Raw genomic sequence first — 18378 nt, 5'->3', positions numbered from 1 at the left:
GCCGGTCGCGCCGCCGGTAGGGTGCGGTCGAGTGGTGGAGGGCGGTGGGCATGGGATCGAGCAAGCCCCTCCTGCGCTCGGCGGTCCTCGCGGCGGTGTGGGCGCGGATCCCCGGGGTGGAGGTGCTGTCGTCGGGTGACGGTGGCCCGCTGACCCGTACCGTGAAGAAGATCGTCGATCCGCTGGTGCTCCGCACGGCCGCGCGACCGCGGTTGGGTCGTCCGCTGCTGGAACCGGCCGCGGCGGCGGAGCTCACCGAGCTCCTGCTGGCCGACGCGCCCCGGCTGAAGGCGACGGCCGCGTGGTTCACGCACCTGAAGCGGCAGCGCCGCGCCCTGCGCATCACCGCGGGCGACGTCCAGGACGTCTGCTTCCCCCTGGCGTACGAACTCGCGACGGGCGTCGGCATGCCCGGCCCGGACGCGCCGGAGACGGCTGCGGCCGCGTTGCGCGAGCTGCACGGCGAAGGCGACGAAGCCGGCGTTGCCCGGCTGACCGCGTACCTGGCCGATCCGCGGGTGGCCGCGGACCTCACCGCGGAGCTGCACCGCCGGTGGCACAGCGAGGCCGATCCCGGCCTCGCGCCGGAGGACGCCGTGGCGCTGCTCGGCGAGTTCGTCGACGACCTCACCGACGCCACGTGGCAGGTGCTGGCGAATTCCGCCGCGGGGCACGCTCTCGGGCTCGCCCTGCGCCGGCCCGGTGGCGCCGACGTGCTCCCCGGCCGGCCGGCGCTCGGGCTGCAGCGCGGGGACCGCACCGCCGTCCCGCCGTTGCTCCGGCGCGACGAAACCGGGCCCGAGCTGCTCGAACGCAGCGTCGAACGGCGGGTGCGGGCCACGCTGCGCCGGCTCCCGGCCGACGAGCGAGGGCCCCTCGAAAGCCTGGTCGACGACGAGCTCGCCCGGGCCGCCGCCGGCTTCGGGCTCGAGCTGCCCGCGCTGGCCACCTGCTTCGCGCTCGGCGTCGTCCTCGCACCCGCGCTCCGGCCGCTCGACGGCGTCGCGGCCGGGCGCGGGCCCGAGTTCGCGCGGCAGCTCAACGCCCAGGTCGCGCGGGAAGGCTATGTGCTGCACGCCCGCCGGGCACTGGCCGGTGCCACGCCGCTCACCCCGCGGCCCGACGCCGAACTCGTGCGCGAACTGCGCGAGTTCGCCAAGCAGTTCCTCGGCCGGCTGTGGATCCGGCTGCACGGCTTCGACGTGCGCGGTGACCTCCCGGCCGGTGCCGCGGACGTCCGGGACCTCGTCACCGGCGTCGTCCGCTCGACCTCCCTGGACCTGCGGACGAAGGTGCGCCGCGCGCTCCTGGCCCGGCTGCCGGATCTGGAGGCCGTGTCGTGACGCACCCCGTGCACACGCCCGTCGTCGCGGTGGACGGCGGCCTCGTGCGCTTCGCCCTGGCCGACCTGCTCGCCGGCGCGCCCGGACCGATGCGGATCGAGCTCGGTGACGCGGCCGCCGCGGAGCCGTGGCTGACCCGCCTGGTCGGCGAGGACCGCGCGGTGGAGGCGATCACGGCCGGCCACGTCGACGTCCCCAGTCGCCCCGAACTGGCCACCCTCGCGCTGCTGCTGTGGGCCCGCCGGTGGTGGCCCGCGAGCCCGGTGCTCGGCGTGCCGCCACTGGACCCGGCGCTGCTGGACCTCGAAACGGCCGTCGCCACCGCCGCCGTCGAGAACGTCGCGGAAGGCATGCTCGACGGCTTCGAAGCCACTCCGGCCGAGCTGTTCGACGCCGCCGTCGACGGGGTCGCCGCGACCGCGGTCGCCGACGAGGTTCGCGACCTGTGCCGGAGGTTGTCGGCGTGGTTCGACGACCGGGACGACGTCGTGCGGGCCGAAGCCGCCGCCGCGCTCGCCGCCGCCGTCGAGCCGGGGCAGCGCGCGTACGCCTTGGCCGCGGGCACCGGCTCCGGGCCGGGCGAGGACGGCGTGGTGGCCGAGGGCCGGGCCAGCGTCGACTGGGCGCGGGTGCCCCCGGGTGTCCTCGACGCCGCGGAGGACACGGTGACCTGGCGGATCGTCGCGGCCGCGGCGGCCACCCGGCTCGAGGTCGAGGTCGCCGGGGCGCTCGCCGACGCGACCCTCACGGCGTTCGCGACCCACGACGGCGAAGTGCTCGCGGAAGTCCCGTTGTTCCTGGGGCCGGGGTGGTTCGCCGGCGCGGCCGACCTGGACGACGCCACGGCCCGCCGGGCGACGTCCGTCCACATCGGACTCACCGTGGGCGTGACGGCCGAGGACATCGCCGGGACGACACCGGCGGACCGGGCCGAGGTGGTGTCGCTCGTCCGGGCGCGCGCCGCGCTGCCGCCGGCGGCCCGGACGCTGGCCGAGCGCGCGGCCGCCGCGGCGGGCGACGAGGAGTTCTGACGTGCTCGCCGGGATGCCGCCGCCGCTGAGCCCGCCCGACCGGCCGCTGCCGGACGAACTGGCCGGAGCGAGTTCGCACGGGTACAACTGCCGGTGCGTCGCCGCGCACTTCGGCCTGGACCCGGCACCTTACGGCGTCCTGCCCGCGTGCTCGCTCACCGAAGCCGAGTACCGGGGATTGCTGGAAGAAGCCCTCGAGATCCAGCGAACGGCCAAACAGCTGGCCGCGGGCCGGGACATCGCGGGCGCGCATCGGGAGTACGGCCGGATGCGGCAGCTCGCGCACCGGCTCGACCGGACCGACCTCGAGCTCGCCGCCGTCAGCGACCTGGCCACCGTCTGCTACTCCGCGGGCGACCTGACCAACGCCCGCGTGTGCGCCGAGGCCGTGCTGAACGCGTTCCGCGTCGGCGTGGCCGCCGTTGTCCACTTCGGACAGTACGCCGAGATCAGGATGATGGAAGGGTCCCGCGAAGTCGCCGAACGCGTCCTCGTCTCTCTGTCCACGGAGGAGGGTGACGTCGCGCGGGCCCGCGAGCTGATCGCCGGGCAGCGTCGCCGGGCGGCGCTGCGGAAGGCGGCCGAACCGGGGCAGTACCCGCGCGAGCTGCTCGACCCGCACGGCGCCGACGAGCTGACGCTGCGCATCCTCGAAGCGCGGGTGCGGGTGGTCGCCGGGGATCCGGCCGGCGCGCTGGCCGCGCTCGAGGACATCCTCGCGGCGCTGGAAGCCATCGCCGGTGTCGAGGAAGTCCGGGACCAAGTCGCGTCGCTGCAGGCGATGGCGCGCGCCGAACGCGCCGGCCTCCGTCAGGCCGGCGGCCAGGACGCCGCCGCGCGGGCCGACCTGGTCCGGCTCGACGCCCAGCACGAGGGCCGGCCGGCGGCCGCGAAGTTCGCCGTCGACCTGGCGGCGGACCGCGCACTCGGCGGTGACTTCCCGGGGGCGGTGGCCGCGATCGTCGCCGCGCGCGACGAGCTCGCGGCGACCGGCGCGACCGGCGACGTCGCGGAAGCGAGCCACGCGCTGGGCTCGCTGCTGCTGCTGGCCGGCGACGCGCGGCAGGCCCGCGCCCAGTTCGAGCACGCGGGTGCGCTCTGGAAGGCCAACGGGGACAAAGCGAACCTGCGAAGGCGCGACGTCGCGCTGGCCCGCTGCGCCGCCGCGGAAGGCGACTGGGCGGCGGCGGAGGAGCACCTGACCCGCGCGCGGGAATCGACGTCCGGGCTGTGGCTCCAGCGCCTGCACACGGACTTCGCGGCGGCCGAGATCGGTTTCGCCCGGGGCGACGACCTGCCGGCGGTGCTGGACCTGCTGCTCCCGGTGGCGCTGGCGGCGGCGGACTACCGGTTCGAGTTCGCGTCGCCGCGGGCACGCGCGGCTTGGGCCCGCGACGTCGCCGGCCCGGCGACCGAGCTGCTGATGGCGTTGCTGGGCCGGCTGCGGGAGCCGAGGCTGGCGGCGGAGCTGATCGAGCGCACCTGCGCGGTCGGGGCCTACACCGGGGCCGCCGAACCGGCGCTCGACCTGACCGGCACGCCGCCCACCCCGGAGCCGGAGCCGCCCGCTGCGGGGCTGCCGCTGGCCGCGCTGGGCGCCGTCACGGCGTCGCTTCCGCTCCGCCTCGCCCCGCCGCCCGCCCTGCGGTGGTCTCCCGGCGCGCCGATGCGGCTCGACCGCTGGCTCCGGATCGCCGCCGAGCGGTACGGCTTGCCTCGGCCGGAAACCGCGACCGTGGCGACGTGGCCCGCCGCCGAGGCAGGCCGCGAGACGTTCGTCCTGCGCTACGCCGACGCCGGGCACACCTACCTCAGCTGGCGGACCGTGGACGACCTCGACACCGTCCACACCCACCCGGTCGACGCCGCCCTGGTCGCGACGGCTCGGGAGCTCTTGGCCGGTGCCTCGCCGACACCGCGGGAAGGGGAGAGCGTCGCCGACGCCGTCCGGCGCGCACTCGGCGACGACGCCTTCGGTGGCTTCGCCGGTGAACAACGGCTGGCCCGGATCCTCGCGCTCAACCTCCTGCCCGCCGACCTCGTCGCGCGGCTGCGGGACGCCGCCGAGCGCGGGCGACGGCCGCTCCTGCGCGTGCAGCCGTCGCCGAGCCTGGCCGCGGTGCCGTGGGGGCTGCTCGCCCTCCCCGACCGGCGGCCGGACCATGTGCTGGAACCCGGTGAGGAGGGTACCTGCTTCGACGGCGACGACCGCGTCCTCGACGTCGCCGACGTCTCCCTGCTCGCGCCCGCCGGGATCCCGCGCCGTCCGCCGTCCGCTGCGGGACCGCCGGTGTACGTGCTCGACCCGCGGATCCCCGGCCAGAGCGCCTTCGGCGACCTGGGTTCCGTGCTCGGCAAGCAGAACGCGGCGTCGCCGCTGATCCGCCACCTCGACGCGCGGCTCGCCGCCGGGCCGGTCCGGCCGTCCGCCGCGCGGGGGCTCGACCTGGTCCGCCGCACCGACACCGACCGGCGGCTGCTCGCCCGGCTGCTGGCCGAGCCGTGTTCCCGGCTGGTCTTCGCCGGGCACGTCAGCCGCGTCCGCGACGAGCACGGCGCGCAGACCGCGCTGCACCTGTCGTGCCCGGCGGAGCTGCCCGGGACGGCCGAGCCGATCGGGGCGCACCGGCCGTACACCGCCGCCGACCTCGCCTTGTCCGAAGTGGCCGCGATGCCGGCGCGCGTCGCGCTGATCGGCTGCGCCAGCGCGGGCGACTTCGGCCTGGCCGAGCCGTTCGGCGTGCTGCTCGCCGCCGTCGCGGCGGGAGCGCGGCTGGTGGCCGCGACGGTGTGGGCGCTGCCGACGTCGGCGGCGGTGCCCGGCGCGGATCCGATGGCCGAGCTGGTGATCGCCGTGGACACCGCGCTCGCCGGCGACGACCCGGTCACCGAGCTGTGCGCGTGGCAGCGCGAGCGGCTCGCCCGGTGGCGCGAGCGGCCCGAAGCGGCCCGCTCGCCGGTGTTCTGGGCGGCCCTGACCTGCCTCGACGCCTCCGACGACGGGCAAACCCGGGTTCGGTAGCGGCGCGTCCCGCCGAAGCTGTGTGCGTACCGCACAGCGAAAGGCAGGACCGATGTTCAAGAAGATCCGCGACAAGGTCAACGAGGCGACGCAGCAGGGCGCGGCCCGGGGCGCGCAGCAGTTCCAGCAGCACGCGGAGCAGTTCCGGCGGGCGGCCGCGGCCGAGGGGTACGACATCACCCCGCAGCTGCCGACGCCGCAGCTGGCCGCGCAGGCGTTCCGCAGCCTGCACGCCGACCCCGCCATGGCGGAGTTCCTGGCGCTGCCGCCGGAGGAGCAGCTGCGCCAGCAGCAGGAACTGCAGGCCTACGGCACGCGGCTGCGGCGGCTGTACGACACCGGCGAGCCGGCCACGCTGGTGGTCCGGGCCCTCGAGCCGGCCGACCGGACCGTCGCCGGGCAGGCGCGGTACACGGCGACGCTGGAGGTCACCCGCGCGGACGGGACCACCTACGGGACCGTCACCCCGCTGGTCACCCCGCTCGCGACGATCCAGCAGTACGCGCCGGGCACCCGGCACGAGGCCCGCGTCGACCCGGCCGACCCGGCGCAGGTCGCCGTGTTCGGCCCGATCGACTAGGCGGCCCGCCGTGTTCGGATTCGCCGGGTTCGGCCGGCCGGAGCGCCGGGCCGGGTGGCGGCTGTGGCTGCTCGGCGTCCCGACGACGCTCGCCTGGGCCGCCGCGGGCTGGTCCGGGTCGCTCGGGCTGCTGGACGGCTTCCGGCTGATGTGGCTGAACCGCGTCGACGCGTGGGGGGCCGACGCGGGCCCGGCGGTTTCGCTCGTGCTGTTCTTCGCCGCCGCGATCACGGTGGCGTCGTCGCTCGGCTTCGCGATGCTGTGGGCCGCCGTCCCTTCGGTGGACCGGATGGGCACCGGCTTCCGGGTGAGCTCGCTGACGACGGCCCTGGGCGTGGCGCTGGGCGGTGGCGTGGCGATCCCGTCGTGGACGCCGCCGGAGTCGGTGGGGCAGCGGTTGCCGTTCCTCGACGGGAAAGCCGAGCCGTGGTCCGATGTGGACTGGGTCGTCTACTACGAGCCGTACCTGGTGCCGGCGGTGGCCGGGCTCGTGGCGCTGGTCCTGATCGTGGTGCTGCTGCAGGCTTTCCTCAGCGAGGCCGAGGCGGACGACCGCGAGCAGGCGCTGCGTCACCGCGGCCGGGAGGTGACCGGCTTCGTGACGCACGTCGAGTTCACCGACGTGTGGGTCATGGGGCACCCGAAGTTCGTCGTCCACGTGCGGTTCCCGGCGGAGACCGGGGAACGCACGGTCGTGACGACGATGGTCACCCCGTTGTTCCGAGCTCCGTGCCGCGGTTCGGCGGTGCGGGTCCGCTACGACCCCCGAGACCCGGAAGCCGTGCTGGTCGAACCGGATCCGGCGGGGTCCCTCTTCTAGCGCCGGGAGTGCTGCCCATGTCCACCACACCCGATCCCGTCCGTCCGCTCTCTCTCGTGCGCGGATTGCTCGGCGGCGGTGTCACCGGGGTGACGCTGAGCGCGTTCGTCACCGGGATCGTGCTCGAGAAGGTCCCGCTGATCCTCTTCGGCCTGGGACTGCCCATCGGCTACGGCGTCCTGCTCTTCGTCGCGGGCATGCCGCGACGGGCCCGCGAGGCGATCGTCGTTCCGCGCGTTGCGCTCGCCAGAATCGAAAGCCTGCGCGCCGGCGGCACCGAGACGGGTGACGTCCCGGTCGACCTGGTCCTCACGATCGCCCCCGGCGACGTGCCGTCGTTCCGCACCGGGATCACCCACCACGTCAACCTGGTCGACCTCCCGCGCTACCGCCCGGGTGACGTCCTCGTGGTCGAGTACCCGCCGGATCGGCCGTGGCGGGGCAAGGTCGTCCCGTCGCCGCCGGCGGAGTGGGAGCGTCGCGCGGCCGACGCGGTCGTCCAGTCCGCGCCCGAGTCCACTTTGGTCCAGGAGCCACCGGAGGGGTGGGGGTTCGCGCTCGCCGCCTTCGCCGGGCTGCTGCTCGGCGCGGCCGTCGTGCTCGGCCTGTTCCGCGTCGAGCTGTTCACCCCGGAGCCGGTCGAGCCGCCGCCGTCGTCCTCGAGCTCCAGCACGGTCACCGTCGGCCCGCGGGAGTCCGCCCCGGACGCGGAGGAGCTGCGCGCGATCATCGAGTCCCTGGCCGGCCGCGCGGAGATCCCGGCCGACCGCGTTCCCGACCTCGTCCGGCAGGCCACGAGCACGCTCGACGTCGGGTGGCCGCGGAGCTGGCGGATCACCGTCGTCCGCGGGCCGGACACGGTGACCGTCCGGATCACCGCGACCGGGCCCGGCGGCAGCGCCTCCCTGGTCGTGCCGCGCTGACCGGCCTGGTCAGGCAGGCGCGCACGTCAGCGTCGGTGGTGGTGCCGCCCCGGTCGCCTGGAACCCGAAGGTGGTGCTGCCGCCCGGCCCGATCCGGCCGTTCCACCCGCGTCGGAGGCGACGACGCTCGCGCCGTTCTGCTTCAGGGTGGTGTTCCACGAGTTGGTGACCCGCTGGTCGCCGGGCCAGGTCCAGCCGACCCGCCACCCGGTGATCGGCGTGCGGCGGTCGTTGGTGACGGTCACCGTCGCGACGTGCCCGGTGTCCCAGCCGCCGTTGACGTGGAGGCTCGCCGAGCACCCGGCCGCCGGCAGGACCAGCAGCGTGATGGAGTTCGCCGGGTAGGTCGCGTCGATCCGGCCGTTGTCCGCCGGGAGATCGTCGCCGCGCACGATGGCGCCGAGATCGGCCGGGCTGTAGGTGAACCGTTGCGCCGCACCGGCGTTGTCGAACCCGGCCACCGTCAGCGGCGAGGTGAGGTCGCCGCCGGTCTTGTTGACGACCATGACGGTCAGCGCCTGGTCGGCGGACCGCTGCGCCGCGTACACGGCCAGCCGGCCCTGGTCGGCGGCGGTCGCGGACACGCTGACGTCCCCGAACCGGCTGCCCGCGCCGTCGTAGTTCCGGTACATCCGGAACGCGTACGCGCCCGGGTCGGTCGGCTTCGGTTCGCCCCACATCGTGGCGAGGTCGAGCCCCTCACGGCCGAAGACGCCGAGGATGTCGGCTTCGGCCAGCGCGCCGTTGATGTCGTCCAGCGCGCCCCAGTTGTACTCGGTGATGGCGGTCTTGGTCCCGGGGCTGTACCGGTCGACCCACGACTTCATCGTGCGGATGAACTGCAGCGGCGGCGCGTTGACGCCGCTCGGGCCGATCCAGGACTCCTCGACGTAGGCCGGGTCCCACAGCGACCGGATGGACCGCAGCCGCAGCGCGTTGGCCTCGGGGGTCTTGTCGCCGCTGATCTGCGGGTAGAAGTGCTGGTCGAAGTAGTCGAGGAAGCGCTTGCCGCCGTGGGCGTCGCTGTAGTCCTTCATGTTCTTCAGGTACCACTGGGAGAGGTTGAGGCCGCCGTGCGCGGCGGAGTCGGCGCCCGGTCCGCAACCGTCCACTCCGGACGCGACCCATTCGCAGTACCCCCAGCCGGACGGGCCGAGGACGGCCGCGGTGGGGTCGGCGGCCTTGATCGCGGCGGCGGCCGCGGTGCCCTTGCCGCCCAGTTCGTCGTCCGAGACCGGCTGGGGGTGGACGTCCCGGTGCGTGCTGGACCAGAGCACCGGCTCGTTGTCGAGTTCGTAGATCGGCACGCCACCCCGCGCCGCGGTGCCGAACCGGTCCACCAGGTGCGACACCATCTCGCCGTCGAACGCCGCGTCCGTGCTGATGGAGGTGGCGGTGGGGTCGCCGGTGAGGTTCTGCTGGTCGAGCTTGCCGTTGCCGCAGTTGGGGTCCCACTGGTCGAAGCTGTCCTGCCGCGGATACCGCGTCGCGGGAAACCCGCAGGCGAACGGGTGGGATGACGGCGAATCCTTGGCCACCCACCCGCTCAGGGGCACGGTGACGACCGGCTTGATGCCGCGGCCGAGGGCGGACCCGGCCATCCCTTCCACGGAGTGTTCCTGGTCGGCGACGATGTTCTCGAAGTACCAGTCGCTGCCGGTGTTGTAGGTGTGGTTCTTGAAGTTGTACCGGCTGGTGGCGTTCCCACCCCAGCGCGCGACCGTCTGGCCGATTTCGGCGTTGAACGCCGGATCGCCGCCGTTAAGGCCGTAGATGTCCGGGCTGATCGGGTGCCGGGCGGCGGAGACGTCGATCGCCAGCGCGGGCCCGGTCGCGGCCGAGACCGGCGGGGCCGTGAGCGTCGCCGCCACGAGAGAAGTGGCCACGCCGGTCACCATGACCGCTCGTCGCTTCCGCCATCGCCGAGCAGCCGTCACGAAAGCCTCCCACGCCTGGGTTTCCTTGCCGACAGCATGGTGGAGTGGCGTGGGACGAACGTCCAGGCACCGCGTTCCGGCAAACGTTTGCCGTTGGGCCGGAAGGCGGAGGCGTCGACGATTTCGCTTGCGGTTCCGCGTGTAAGTTTCACCGGGACCGGGCGTGGGGGAGGAGGTGGGCCGCGGATTCCCGCAATCGTTCCCGGACCGCGTCGAGGTCTACGTCGAGCAGGGTGTGGTCGCGTTTGCGCCAGCGCCCGGCGACCATGACCGCTTCGATGTCGCCCGTACCCGCGTACAGCGCGGCCGCGACCGGATCCGGTCCGAAGCTGTCGATGACGACGAGATCGGCCTGCATACCCGCCTCGAGCCGGCCGACGCGGTCGGCGAGGCCGAGTGCTCGCGCGCCTTCGACCGTCGCCCAGGCCAGCGCCTGCCTGGCGGTGATCGTCGCGGTGAGGGAGGGCGAGCCGGTTTCCTGCCGGTGACGCTCGTGGTCGTGACCGCGCTGGGCGGCCAGCGCGATCCGGGCGGCGGAGAGCACGTCGGCGGGGGTGACGGCGTCGGTGTCGGTGCCCAGGGACGGTGCGGCGCCGAGCCGGAGCAGCCGGCCGGTGACGGGGGTGCCGTGGCCTTGGCCGAGCTCGTTCTCGGGCGTGCACGTGATGCTCGCGCCCGCTTCGGCCAGCGCCTCGAGCCAGTCGTCGGTCAGCCCGGCGCCGTGCACGACGTTGGTGCCGGGGCCCAGCAGCCCGGCCGCCCGCACCGCGGCCCACGCCGGCCCGGGCGCTCCGCCGCTCTGGTGCATCGACACGACGAGGCCGCGCTCGGCGGCGGCGCGGAAGTCGGCGACCGCGGCGTCCGGAGTGGACAGTTGTGGCCCGCGGACGGCCATGCCGATGGTGAGCAGCGGTCCACCGGGCAGCCGATCGATCTCGCTCACCGGGTGCGCCGCGCCGGCCGCGGAGTACGGGGTGCCGTGCAGGAACACCCCGCGGACGCCGGCGGCCGCGAGGCCGTCGAGCGCGGCGTCGGTGTGGTCCGGGGTGGGTGTGTTGTGGCACCAGTCGCCCAGGGTGGTGGTGCCGCGGTCGAGCTGGCTCAATGCGCCGGCGAGGGTGCCGATGCGCATGTCCTCGGGCCGGTAGTGCTCGGCCACGGCGCCGTGCACGCGGCCGAGGTAGTCCGCCAGCGTCCAGTCGGCGCCCGCGCCGCGCAACGCGGTTTGCCACGTGTGCAGGTGGGCGTTGACCAGTCCGGGCACCACGATCCGGTCCGTCACGTCGACGATCTCGGCGCCGGTCGTGTCGAGTCCGTCGCCGACGGCGGCGATGGTGTCACCTTCGATCAGGACGTCGGCGCGCTCGGCGTCCGGCCGGTTCGGTGCCATGGTGATGACTTGCGCGCCGCGCAGCAGGACGCGGTTCATCCGGCCACCTCGGGAGTCATGGTGCGCACGGCGGCGCGGGTCGACTCGAGGAAGTCGCGGGTCGCGATGTGCCCGAGGTAGCCGTCGGGCCGGACGAGCAGCAGCGTGTCGCCCTCGAAGCCGTAGCTGTCGCGGGCCTCGATGGTGATCCGTCGCAGCGGGGCTCCCGCGGCGGGCCAGTCGAGTTCGCCGCTCGCCGCGGCGGCCTTCGGGCCGTACGCGACCAAGGTGAAGTGCGGTCCCCGGTAGGTGTCGAACAGCCGCGAGCCGGGCAGGGCGGCGTCCGGTGCCCGGTCGCCGACTCGCAGCGTCTTGGTGCGGTCGCGGCCGGCCGAGGCGAGGGGGCCGCCGTGGTAGGTCAGCGACAGCTGCTGTTCGTCCTTGCCGCGGCGCAGGCTCGACGGGTCGAGCTTGGCGAAGCCCTCGTACTTCTCGGTGGACAGGCCGAGCACGCCGGCCGCGATCGGGAGGCGTTCGGCTTCGTAGCTGTCGAGCAGCCGCGCGTCGGCTCCGGCGAGGACCTGGCCGAGCTTCCAGCCGACGTTGTAGGCGTCCTGGATGCCGGTGTTGAGGCCCTGCGCGCCGGCCGGGGTGTGCACGTGCGCGGCGTCGCCGGCGAGGAAGACCCGTCCGCGGCGGTAGGCCTCGGTGAGGCGGATGTTGGGCCGGAACACCGACCGCCAGCGGATGTCGTGCACGGCGAGGTGCCGGTCGCGGGTGTGGGCCCGGATTCGCCGGGTGACGGCTTCCTCACCGTCGGGTGGTTCTTCGTCCGGGGCCAGGCGGATCATCCACTGGAACAGGTCGGTGTGCGGCAGCGGGCACGCGCCGGCGAACCGACCTTTCGCCCCCGGCCACACGTGCCAGCGGTCGCGGGACAAGCCGGTGGTGACGGCGTCGACGATGAGCATCCGGTCCTGGTCGTCGGTCTCGCCGACGAACCCCACGCCGAGGTGCTTGCGCACGGCGCTGGACCCGCCGTCGGCGCCAACGAGGTAGCGGGCGGTGATCCGTCCGGGGCCGCCGGCCCCGGTCACGGTGGCGGTGACCGTCGTGTCGTCCTGGTCGAACCCGGCGAGTTCGCGGCCGTATTCGACCCGGCCGCCGAGCTGCTCGAGCCGGTCGTGCAGCACGGAGTCGGTGCGGTACTGGGGCATCAGCCGGGTGTTCGGGTAGGGCACGTCGGCGCTGGGTTCGCGGTCGCGGAACATCCGCCACGGGACGGTGACCGGGCCCAGGTGGATGCCGAGGCGGGGGTAGTCGCTGCTGCCCGCGAGAACGTCGTCGAGCACGCCTAGGTCGTCGAACACCTCGAGGGTCCGCGGCTGGATGCCCTTCGCGCGGGAGCCCGCGAAGGAGTGCGGGGCCTTGTCGACGATCCGGACGGCCAGGCCGCGGCGGAGGAGGTCGATCGCCAGGGTGGTGCCGGTCGGGCCGGCGCCGGCGATCAGGACGTCGAGGGGTTCGTTCACGGTTCGAGCCGATCGGGGTGGGGAACGGCGAATGACGCGACCAGGTCGCCGACGTCCTGGGGCCGTTCGAAGGGGACCATGTGGCCGCATTCGGTGATGACGTGCGTGTGCCGCGGGCGCAGCAGCTCGACGACGGTGTCGAGGTGCGTGACCGGGGTGACCCGGTCGTCGTCGCCCCACACCAGCAGGACCGGCAGGCCCAGCTCTCCCGTGCGGCGGAAGAGGTCCTGCCGCTCGTACAGCGGAAAGCCCTGCAGGGTCTGGAAAAACGCGTACAGCGAGCCTTCGTACCGGTAGGCGTCCCGGACCATGGCGACCAGCCGGGCGGAGAGCCCGGGGTCGCGGACGTTGTGCCCGAGGTGGTCTTCCAGCAACCGGCGGCCGAAACGCCGGGCGACGAACCCGGCCACGACGTCGTTGCGCAGCAACCGGTGCGGCCGCGGACGTTCGCCCAAGCCGGCCGGTCCGACGACGGTGAGCGTGGCGACCGCTTCCGGGTACCGGTTCGCGTAGGCCATCGCGACCAGGGCGCCCATCGACGTGCCGACGAGGTGCCGCGGCGTCGTGAGGTCCAGCGCCGAGGTCAGCTCGGCCAGCTGCCGGACGAACAACGCCTGGTCGTAGCGGCCCCGGACGCGGTCGGAGTAGCCGCGGCCGTAGGCGCTGCAGGTCAGGGTGCGCAGGCTGCGGGCGTGCAGCCGGGCGGCGAGTCCGTCCCAATAGGACAGCGGGATCGTGATGCCGCCGACGAGCACGGCGAGTTCGCCGTCCTCGGGACCGGCGAGCTCGTAGTGCGTCACGCCGTCGGACAGGGAAACGAAGCTGCCGCGCAGGGTTCGCCGTGTGGCCGCGTCGAGCCGGCGGTCCTCATCGGACGCGACGAAGTACCTCATCGCAGGAACTCCGCGATCGCCGTCGCCACCCAGTCCGGGTCTTCTTCCGGCAGCAGGTGCCCGCCGCCGGCGTGCACGCGCTCCCGGGCGCCGGGGATGTCGCGGGCGAAGTGCTGCCCGTCGACCTCGGCGCTGCGCAGGACCAGGGTCGGGACGGCGATCTTCGGGATCTCGGCGCTGCGGTCCGGCTGGTCGGTGTTGGCGAAGTCGACGAACGCCGACAGGTTCCCCGGCCGGCTCGTCAGCGCGTGCACCCGGTCGACCATGGCGTCGTCGACGACGGCCGAGTTCGCGCCGACGGCTTCCCGCAGCCCGCGTTCGGTCGCGCCGCGCGGCAGCCAGCGCCGAAGCAGTGGGCGGAGCAAGGGATTCCGGGCGAGGCGCAACCCGGCGGGCAGGGTCTTCCCGGGGTAGCCGGTGGCGTTGACCAGGACCAGCGCGTCCACCCGCTCGGGGGCGTCCAGGGCCAGGTTCCACGCGATGTTGCCGCCCAGCGAGTTCCCGGCCACCGCGAAGTGCGGCAGGCCCAGCGCGGTCGTGAAGCGGGCGATCGTGCGCGCGGAGGTCCGGACGCGGTAGTCGCGGTCGGGCCGCGGTCCCGTGCGCCCGAAGCCGGGCAGGTCCGGGCGGATGACGTCGTGGGACGCCGACAACAGTTCCGCCACCCGCCCGAAGCCCTCGAGCGAGGACCCGCTGCCGTGCAGCAGGACCACCGCGGGCCCCTGACCTGCGCGGACGTAGTGGATGTGCTGGCCGTCGACCGCCAGCGACTGGGTGCTCTCCATAATGGCAACAGTGTTGCCGTTATTCATCGGCGTGTCAACGCCGGTCATACTCACGGGGTGACAAGCTCGTCCTCGCCGGCCACGGCCGCCCGCCGATCGCGCGGCCGTCCCGCCGTCCCCCTCGACCGCATCCTCGCGACGGCGCTGCGGCTCGTCGACGAGGAAGGCGCCGAGGCGCTGTCCATGCGGACCCTCGCCCAGCGGCTCGAATCCGGCACGGCCACGCTCTACCGCCACTTCGGCAACCGGGCGGCGTTGATCACCCAGGTGATCGACCGGGTCTTCGGCGAGGTCGAGCTCGACCCCCGGTCATTGGCCGGGCTGGGCTGGGACGAGGCCTGCCAGGCCGTCGCCCGGGCGATGTTCGACGCGCTGGGCCGGCACCCGAAGATCGCCCCGCTGCTGATCGAGCAGACCCCGACCGGACCGAACGCCATGGTGCTGCGCGAACGCTGCCTGGCCGTCCTGCTCGACGGCGGGCTCCCGCCGCACCTCGCCGCGCGCGCCTACGCCACCCTCGCGCGGTATGTCCTCGGCTTCGCCATCCAGCTCACCGGATCCGGGAGCGACGTCGAGCGAGAACGCTTGTCGACGCATTTCCACGACCTGCCGCCGGCCGAGTTCCCGGCCACGCACGCGGTCGCGGACTCGTTGCCGGTGCCGCTGGCGGACGAGTTCACCTTCGGCTTGGAACTGATCGTCGACGGCCTGCGCCGGTTGCGCGCCCGCTGACCGGCGCGGATCTCAGTTCGCGGAGGCCGGGATCGCCGGTGCGGCGATGAGCTCGAGCGCTGTCACGCGAGCGTCGGCGAGGGCTTGGAGGCCTTCGGCGGCCGTCGCCCGGACCTGGGCCGGCGTCGCCTGCTCCGGACCGAGCAACGCGGTCACCGCCTTGGCGAGGACCTCCTCCGGGACCACCGGCCCCGGCCGGAACCGGCTCGGTGCGGGGGCTTTCAGGAAGCCGGTGAGCAGGGCGTGGAGGGCCAGCGCCTGCTCGGCGAGCGGCCAGTCGGTCCGGGCGAGGGCGTGCCGGCGCCAGATCGGGAGCACGCCGTACATCATCGCGTCGGGGCTCAGGGTCTCCAGCAGCTTCGCCGAGCGCGGGTCGTCGGTGAGCGCGCCGAGGAGGCCGTCGTCGCCGCGGCGCAGGGCGTCGACGAACGGGTGCCGGGCCGCGGTGGCCAGCATGTCGGGGAGCAGCCGGGACGGCCGGGCGAGGTCGGGGTCGGCAGTGACCGTTTCGGTGACGTCGTCGGCCAGCGCGATGAAGTCGCGGCTGACCAGGCCGAGCAGGAGGTCTTCCTTCGTCTTCCAGTACAGGTAGACGGTGCCCTTGCCGATGTGGGCCCGGGTGGCGACGTCGGCGATGGTGACGCCTTTGCTGCCGCGCGCGAGCAGCAGCTCGCCCGCGGCGGCGAGGATGCGCGCCGCCTTGGGCGAGCTGTGTTCAGGCAGATCCGGCAACGTTGGTCCCTCCGGGTTCGAGTACGCGTCCGACGATATCGGCGTTCTTGAACTTCTCGATGTCGTCCACGCGCATCACGCGTTCGAGCAGGCGGCCGCCGAGCCGGGTCTTGGCCAGTTTCGGGAGCGTGCGGCGGAACACGATCTCCGGGTGGCTGTCGGCCATGAAGATCTTGCGGTCGCCGGCCGCGCCGTCCTGGTAGTGGTCGATGTAGGGGCGCAGGGCGCGTTCCCACTCGGTCAACGCGGTTCCGACGTCGTCGTGGCGTTCGAGCATCGTGCCGAGCAGGTCGGCGCCGGTCAGGCCGGACGAAACCCCCATGCCCGCGTAGAGCGTGACGCACCAGGCGGAGTCGCCGACCAGGACGACGCGTCCGCGGTGCCACTGCGGCATCCGCACCTGCTCCACGGAGTCGAAGAGGGCGTTGTCGGCCGACTCCAGGTGGTCGACGACGTCGGCGAGCGTGCCGCGCAAGGGTTGTGGACCGAAGGCGGCGCGGACGCGCTGCGCGGGCGTGGCGGTGAACTCGGCGTCGACGTCGTCGGTGCGGTAGGTCAGCATGATCGTGGGGTTGTGGTCGGCGAAGGCGAAGACCCACATCGACCGGCCCGGCTCGAGCAGCGTCGCGCCCTGGCCGGGGTCGAGGCCGGCCGGGGTCCCGGCGTACTCGAAGGCCACGACCATGTAGCCGAGGCGGCGCAGGTGGTCTTCGTGCGGGCCGAACACCAGCGACCGCACGGTCGAGCGCAGCCCGTCGGCGCCGACGACCAGGTCGAACCGCTCGGTGACCTCGGTGCCGCTCTCGGTGTTCCGCAGGGTGACGTCGACCCCGCCGCCGTCCTGCTCGATCGCGGTCGGCACGGTGGAGTAGCGGATTTCGACGTCGTCGGGCAGGACCTCGAAGGCGGCTTGTTCGGCGTCCCCGCGCACCATCAGCCACGGCTTGCCGGGCAGGTCGCCGAAGCCCGCGCTCGGCCGGCGGCGCCCGTTCCGGTCGAGGTTCACCGGCGGCCGCGGGCTGCCGCGGTCGTGCAGGTGGGCCCCGATGCCCAGCCGCGTGGCCGCCGCCTTGCCCGCCCCGAACAGGGCGACGAAGTAGCCACCGGACCGACGCCCCGGCGCGCGTTCGATCAGCACGGGCGTCCAGCCCGCGGCCCGCAACCGCGCCGCCGTCGCGATCCCGCTGACGCCCATTCCTACGACCAGTACCCGGCGTGTGGTGGTGTCGTTCATGGCTTCGACCATACTGACCGGATTGGTCAGTTGGTCAGTTAGTGGTCTGGATCACGTCTGCTCGAACGTCGCCGACTTCGAAGGCTCCCGAGCGTGCGGGGCCTACGTCCGGATCCAGGCGGCCGGGGGCGCGAGCGTGACGGTGCGGATCACCAACCTCTGCCCGGCGCCCTGCCGGGTCGGGCAGCTGGACCTGAACCCGAAGGCGTTCGACCGCCTCGGGGCGCGCGACCGGGGGGAGGTCCCGGTCACCTGGAAGCTGGTGGACGCGCCGTCGGCGAAGCGGATCTCCGTGCGCTACAAGACCGGTTCTTCGCAGAACTGGTGAGGCATCCAGGTGATCGACCATCGCAACCCGGTCGCCCGGCTGGAAGTCCGCGCGGGCGGCGGCTCGAAGCCGTTGTGGCGGCGGTCATCGCGGCAGCCCGTACACGCGAGCAGCCGTGCCGCCGCGGATGGCGGTGCGCTCGGGCGGGGTCAGGTCGTCGAGCAGGCTGTCCGCGGCCTCCATGACCTTCGCGTAGGACCCCGCGAGCAGGCACACCGGCCAGTCCGAGCCCGACATCAGCCGGTCGGGGCCGAACGTCGTGAGCGCCGTCTCCGTGTACGGCCGCAGGTCGGCCGGCTGCCAATTCCGGTCGGCTTCCGTGACGAGACCGGACAGCTTCGCGACGACGTTGGGCTCCCGGGCCAGGGCGGCCAGCTCGGTCGCCCAGGGTTCGAGCCGGCCGGTGGCGACCGGGGGTTTCCCGAGGTGGTCGAGGACGAAGGTGAGGTCCGGCAGCGCCCGGGCCGCCGCGGTGGCCGCCGGGAGCTGGTGGGGCCGCACGAGCACGTCGTACACCAGCCCGGCGTCGCGCACGGCCGCGAGCCCCGCCAGGACGTCTTCCCGCACCAGCCAACCCGGATCGGGCTCGGCCTGGACGAGGTGGCGGATACCGACCAGGAGTTCGCCGCCCGGCGCCGACCGCAGCCGTTCGATGTCCCGCGCCGGGGCGTCCGTGAGGTCGACCCAGCCGACCACGCCCGCGATGAGCGGCTCCGCGGCCGCGGTCGCGAGGAACTCGATCGACTCGTCCAGGTCGGGCAGGACCTGGACGAGCACCGTCGCGTCGATCCCCGCGGCGGCCGCCCGCAGGTCGGCCGTCGTGTAGTCACGCCGGATCGCCGCGGTGTCGTCGCCGTCCAGCCACGCGTGGCGCCGGGCGGAGGTGCGCCACAGGTGGTGGTGCGCGTCGACGCGCCCGCCGGCCGGGTCGAGGGGGAAGCGCATGGCGGGGACCGTAACAGACATATGATGTCTCGCTCAAAGCCCAAGTGACTTATCATATGTAAAAGCGCGGAATGTAGTCATTGATAACGCTCAGTCCAAGTCATGGCCATATTGTGGCTCGACTCTGGACAATCCGCGTGCCGACGCGTAGCCATACATATGTTGTCTGGCC

The 18378-nt window shown here is 73.9% G+C and carries 16 protein-coding genes; 8 read left to right on the top strand and 8 right to left on the bottom strand.

What is annotated here, in order from left to right; translation table 11 throughout:
• The first annotated feature begins 50 nt into the window (after positions 1–50).
• Genes ACZ7OH_RS00690 through ACZ7OH_RS00665 form a run of 6 tightly spaced genes read left to right on the top strand, consistent with a single transcriptional unit; the run spans position 51 to position 7719 of the window.
• The gene (locus ACZ7OH_RS00690) at positions 51–1343 is read left to right on the top strand and encodes a serine/threonine-protein kinase (protein WP_470278938.1); all 1293 of its coding nucleotides are present in this window, start codon (positions 51–53) and stop codon (positions 1341–1343) included.
• Positions 1340–2374, top strand: coding sequence for a hypothetical protein (locus ACZ7OH_RS00685; protein ID WP_470278937.1), 1035 nt, complete (start codon positions 1340–1342; stop codon positions 2372–2374). The genes ACZ7OH_RS00690 and ACZ7OH_RS00685 overlap by 4 nt, the downstream gene beginning before the upstream one ends.
• 1 nt (position 2375) lies before the next feature.
• A complete protein-coding gene (locus ACZ7OH_RS00680) occupies positions 2376–5396 on the top strand; it encodes a hypothetical protein (protein WP_470278936.1) in 3021 nt (1006 codons plus the stop codon).
• 52 nt (positions 5397–5448) lie between these two features.
• Positions 5449–5976, top strand: a complete 528-nt coding sequence (locus ACZ7OH_RS00675; RefSeq protein ID WP_470278935.1) for a DUF3592 domain-containing protein — start codon at positions 5449–5451, stop codon at positions 5974–5976.
• Between the two features lie 10 nt (positions 5977–5986).
• Positions 5987–6796 carry a DUF3592 domain-containing protein gene (locus ACZ7OH_RS00670; protein WP_470278934.1) on the top strand — a complete coding sequence of 270 codons (810 nt, stop codon included), beginning with the start codon at positions 5987–5989 and terminating at the stop codon, positions 6794–6796.
• Positions 6797–6813: 17 nt separating this feature from the next.
• Positions 6814–7719, top strand: coding sequence for a hypothetical protein (locus tag ACZ7OH_RS00665; protein WP_470278933.1), 906 nt, complete (start codon positions 6814–6816; stop codon positions 7717–7719).
• A 26-nt stretch (positions 7720–7745) separates the two neighbouring features.
• Here the strand turns inward: ACZ7OH_RS00665 and ACZ7OH_RS00660 are convergent, their stop codons facing one another.
• The 5 genes from ACZ7OH_RS00660 to ACZ7OH_RS00640 all read right to left on the bottom strand — a co-directional run bounded on the left by ACZ7OH_RS00660 (position 7746) and on the right by ACZ7OH_RS00640 (position 14235).
• Entirely contained in the window at positions 7746–9605 is a 1860-nt protein-coding gene (locus ACZ7OH_RS00660) for a glycoside hydrolase family 44 protein (protein WP_470278932.1), read from the bottom strand.
• A 199-nt stretch (positions 9606–9804) separates the two neighbouring features.
• Complete coding sequence (locus tag ACZ7OH_RS00655; RefSeq protein ID WP_470278931.1) at positions 9805–11085, bottom strand: amidohydrolase family protein; 1281 nt, start codon at positions 11083–11085, stop codon at positions 9805–9807.
• A complete protein-coding gene (locus ACZ7OH_RS00650; protein WP_470278930.1) occupies positions 11082–12557 on the bottom strand; it encodes an FAD-dependent oxidoreductase in 1476 nt (491 codons plus the stop codon). The genes ACZ7OH_RS00655 and ACZ7OH_RS00650 overlap by 4 nt, the downstream gene beginning before the upstream one ends.
• Positions 12554–13450 carry an alpha/beta fold hydrolase gene (locus ACZ7OH_RS00645; protein ID WP_470278929.1) on the bottom strand — a complete coding sequence of 299 codons (897 nt, stop codon included), beginning with the start codon at positions 13448–13450 and terminating at the stop codon, positions 12554–12556. The genes ACZ7OH_RS00650 and ACZ7OH_RS00645 overlap by 4 nt, the downstream gene beginning before the upstream one ends.
• Positions 13447–14235, bottom strand: coding sequence for an alpha/beta fold hydrolase (locus tag ACZ7OH_RS00640; RefSeq protein WP_470278928.1), 789 nt, complete (start codon positions 14233–14235; stop codon positions 13447–13449). The genes ACZ7OH_RS00645 and ACZ7OH_RS00640 overlap by 4 nt, the downstream gene beginning before the upstream one ends.
• 57 nt (positions 14236–14292) lie before the next feature.
• Here ACZ7OH_RS00640 and ACZ7OH_RS00635 point away from each other — a divergent pair, with 57 nt between their 5' ends.
• The gene (locus tag ACZ7OH_RS00635) at positions 14293–14967 is read left to right on the top strand and encodes a TetR/AcrR family transcriptional regulator (RefSeq protein WP_470278927.1); all 675 of its coding nucleotides are present in this window, start codon (positions 14293–14295) and stop codon (positions 14965–14967) included.
• Positions 14968–14979: 12 nt separating this feature from the next.
• On the opposite strand, the gene ACZ7OH_RS00630 is transcribed toward ACZ7OH_RS00635, so the two are convergent.
• Entirely contained in the window at positions 14980–15699 is a 720-nt protein-coding gene (locus ACZ7OH_RS00630) for a TetR/AcrR family transcriptional regulator (RefSeq protein WP_470278926.1), read from the bottom strand.
• Complete coding sequence (locus ACZ7OH_RS00625; protein WP_470278925.1) at positions 15683–16933, bottom strand: FAD-dependent monooxygenase; 1251 nt, start codon at positions 16931–16933, stop codon at positions 15683–15685. Before ACZ7OH_RS00625 ends, ACZ7OH_RS00630 begins: the two co-directional genes overlap by 17 nt.
• Between ACZ7OH_RS00625 and ACZ7OH_RS00620 the strand changes: the two genes are divergently transcribed.
• Complete coding sequence (locus ACZ7OH_RS00620) at positions 16932–17261, top strand: expansin EXLX1 family cellulose-binding protein (protein WP_470278924.1); 330 nt, start codon at positions 16932–16934, stop codon at positions 17259–17261. The genes ACZ7OH_RS00625 and ACZ7OH_RS00620 overlap by 2 nt on opposite strands.
• 84 nt (positions 17262–17345) lie before the next feature.
• On the opposite strand, the gene ACZ7OH_RS00615 is transcribed toward ACZ7OH_RS00620, so the two are convergent.
• Positions 17346–18206 (bottom strand): amidohydrolase family protein, encoded by an 861-nt coding sequence (locus ACZ7OH_RS00615; protein WP_470278923.1) that lies wholly within the window; start codon positions 18204–18206, stop codon positions 17346–17348.
• Positions 18207–18378: the final 172 nt, after the last annotated feature.

The sequence above is a fragment of the Amycolatopsis sp. NPDC114478 genome, from assembly GCF_055633805.1.
This window is presented reverse-complemented; position numbering and strand designations above follow the sequence as displayed.

Coding starts and splice junctions, on each gene's coding strand:
- ACZ7OH_RS00690 (WP_470278938.1), top strand. CDS start 51: ATGGGATCGAGCAAGCCCCTCCTGCGCTCGGCGGTCCTCGCGGCGGTG.
- ACZ7OH_RS00675 (WP_470278935.1), top strand. CDS start 5,449: ATGTTCAAGAAGATCCGCGACAAGGTCAACGAGGCGACGCAGCAGGGC.
- ACZ7OH_RS00665 (WP_470278933.1), top strand. CDS start 6,814: ATGTCCACCACACCCGATCCCGTCCGTCCGCTCTCTCTCGTGCGCGGA.
- ACZ7OH_RS00655 (WP_470278931.1), bottom strand. CDS start 11,085: ATGAACCGCGTCCTGCTGCGCGGCGCGCAAGTCATCACCATGGCACCG.
- ACZ7OH_RS00645 (WP_470278929.1), bottom strand. CDS start 13,450: ATGAGGTACTTCGTCGCGTCCGATGAGGACCGCCGGCTCGACGCGGCC.
- ACZ7OH_RS00640 (WP_470278928.1), bottom strand. CDS start 14,235: ATGGAGAGCACCCAGTCGCTGGCGGTCGACGGCCAGCACATCCACTAC.
- ACZ7OH_RS00620 (WP_470278924.1), top strand. CDS start 16,932: ATGGCTTCGACCATACTGACCGGATTGGTCAGTTGGTCAGTTAGTGGT.
- ACZ7OH_RS00625 (WP_470278925.1), bottom strand. CDS start 16,933: ATGAACGACACCACCACACGCCGGGTACTGGTCGTAGGAATGGGCGTC.
- ACZ7OH_RS00615 (WP_470278923.1), bottom strand. CDS start 18,206: ATGCGCTTCCCCCTCGACCCGGCCGGCGGGCGCGTCGACGCGCACCAC.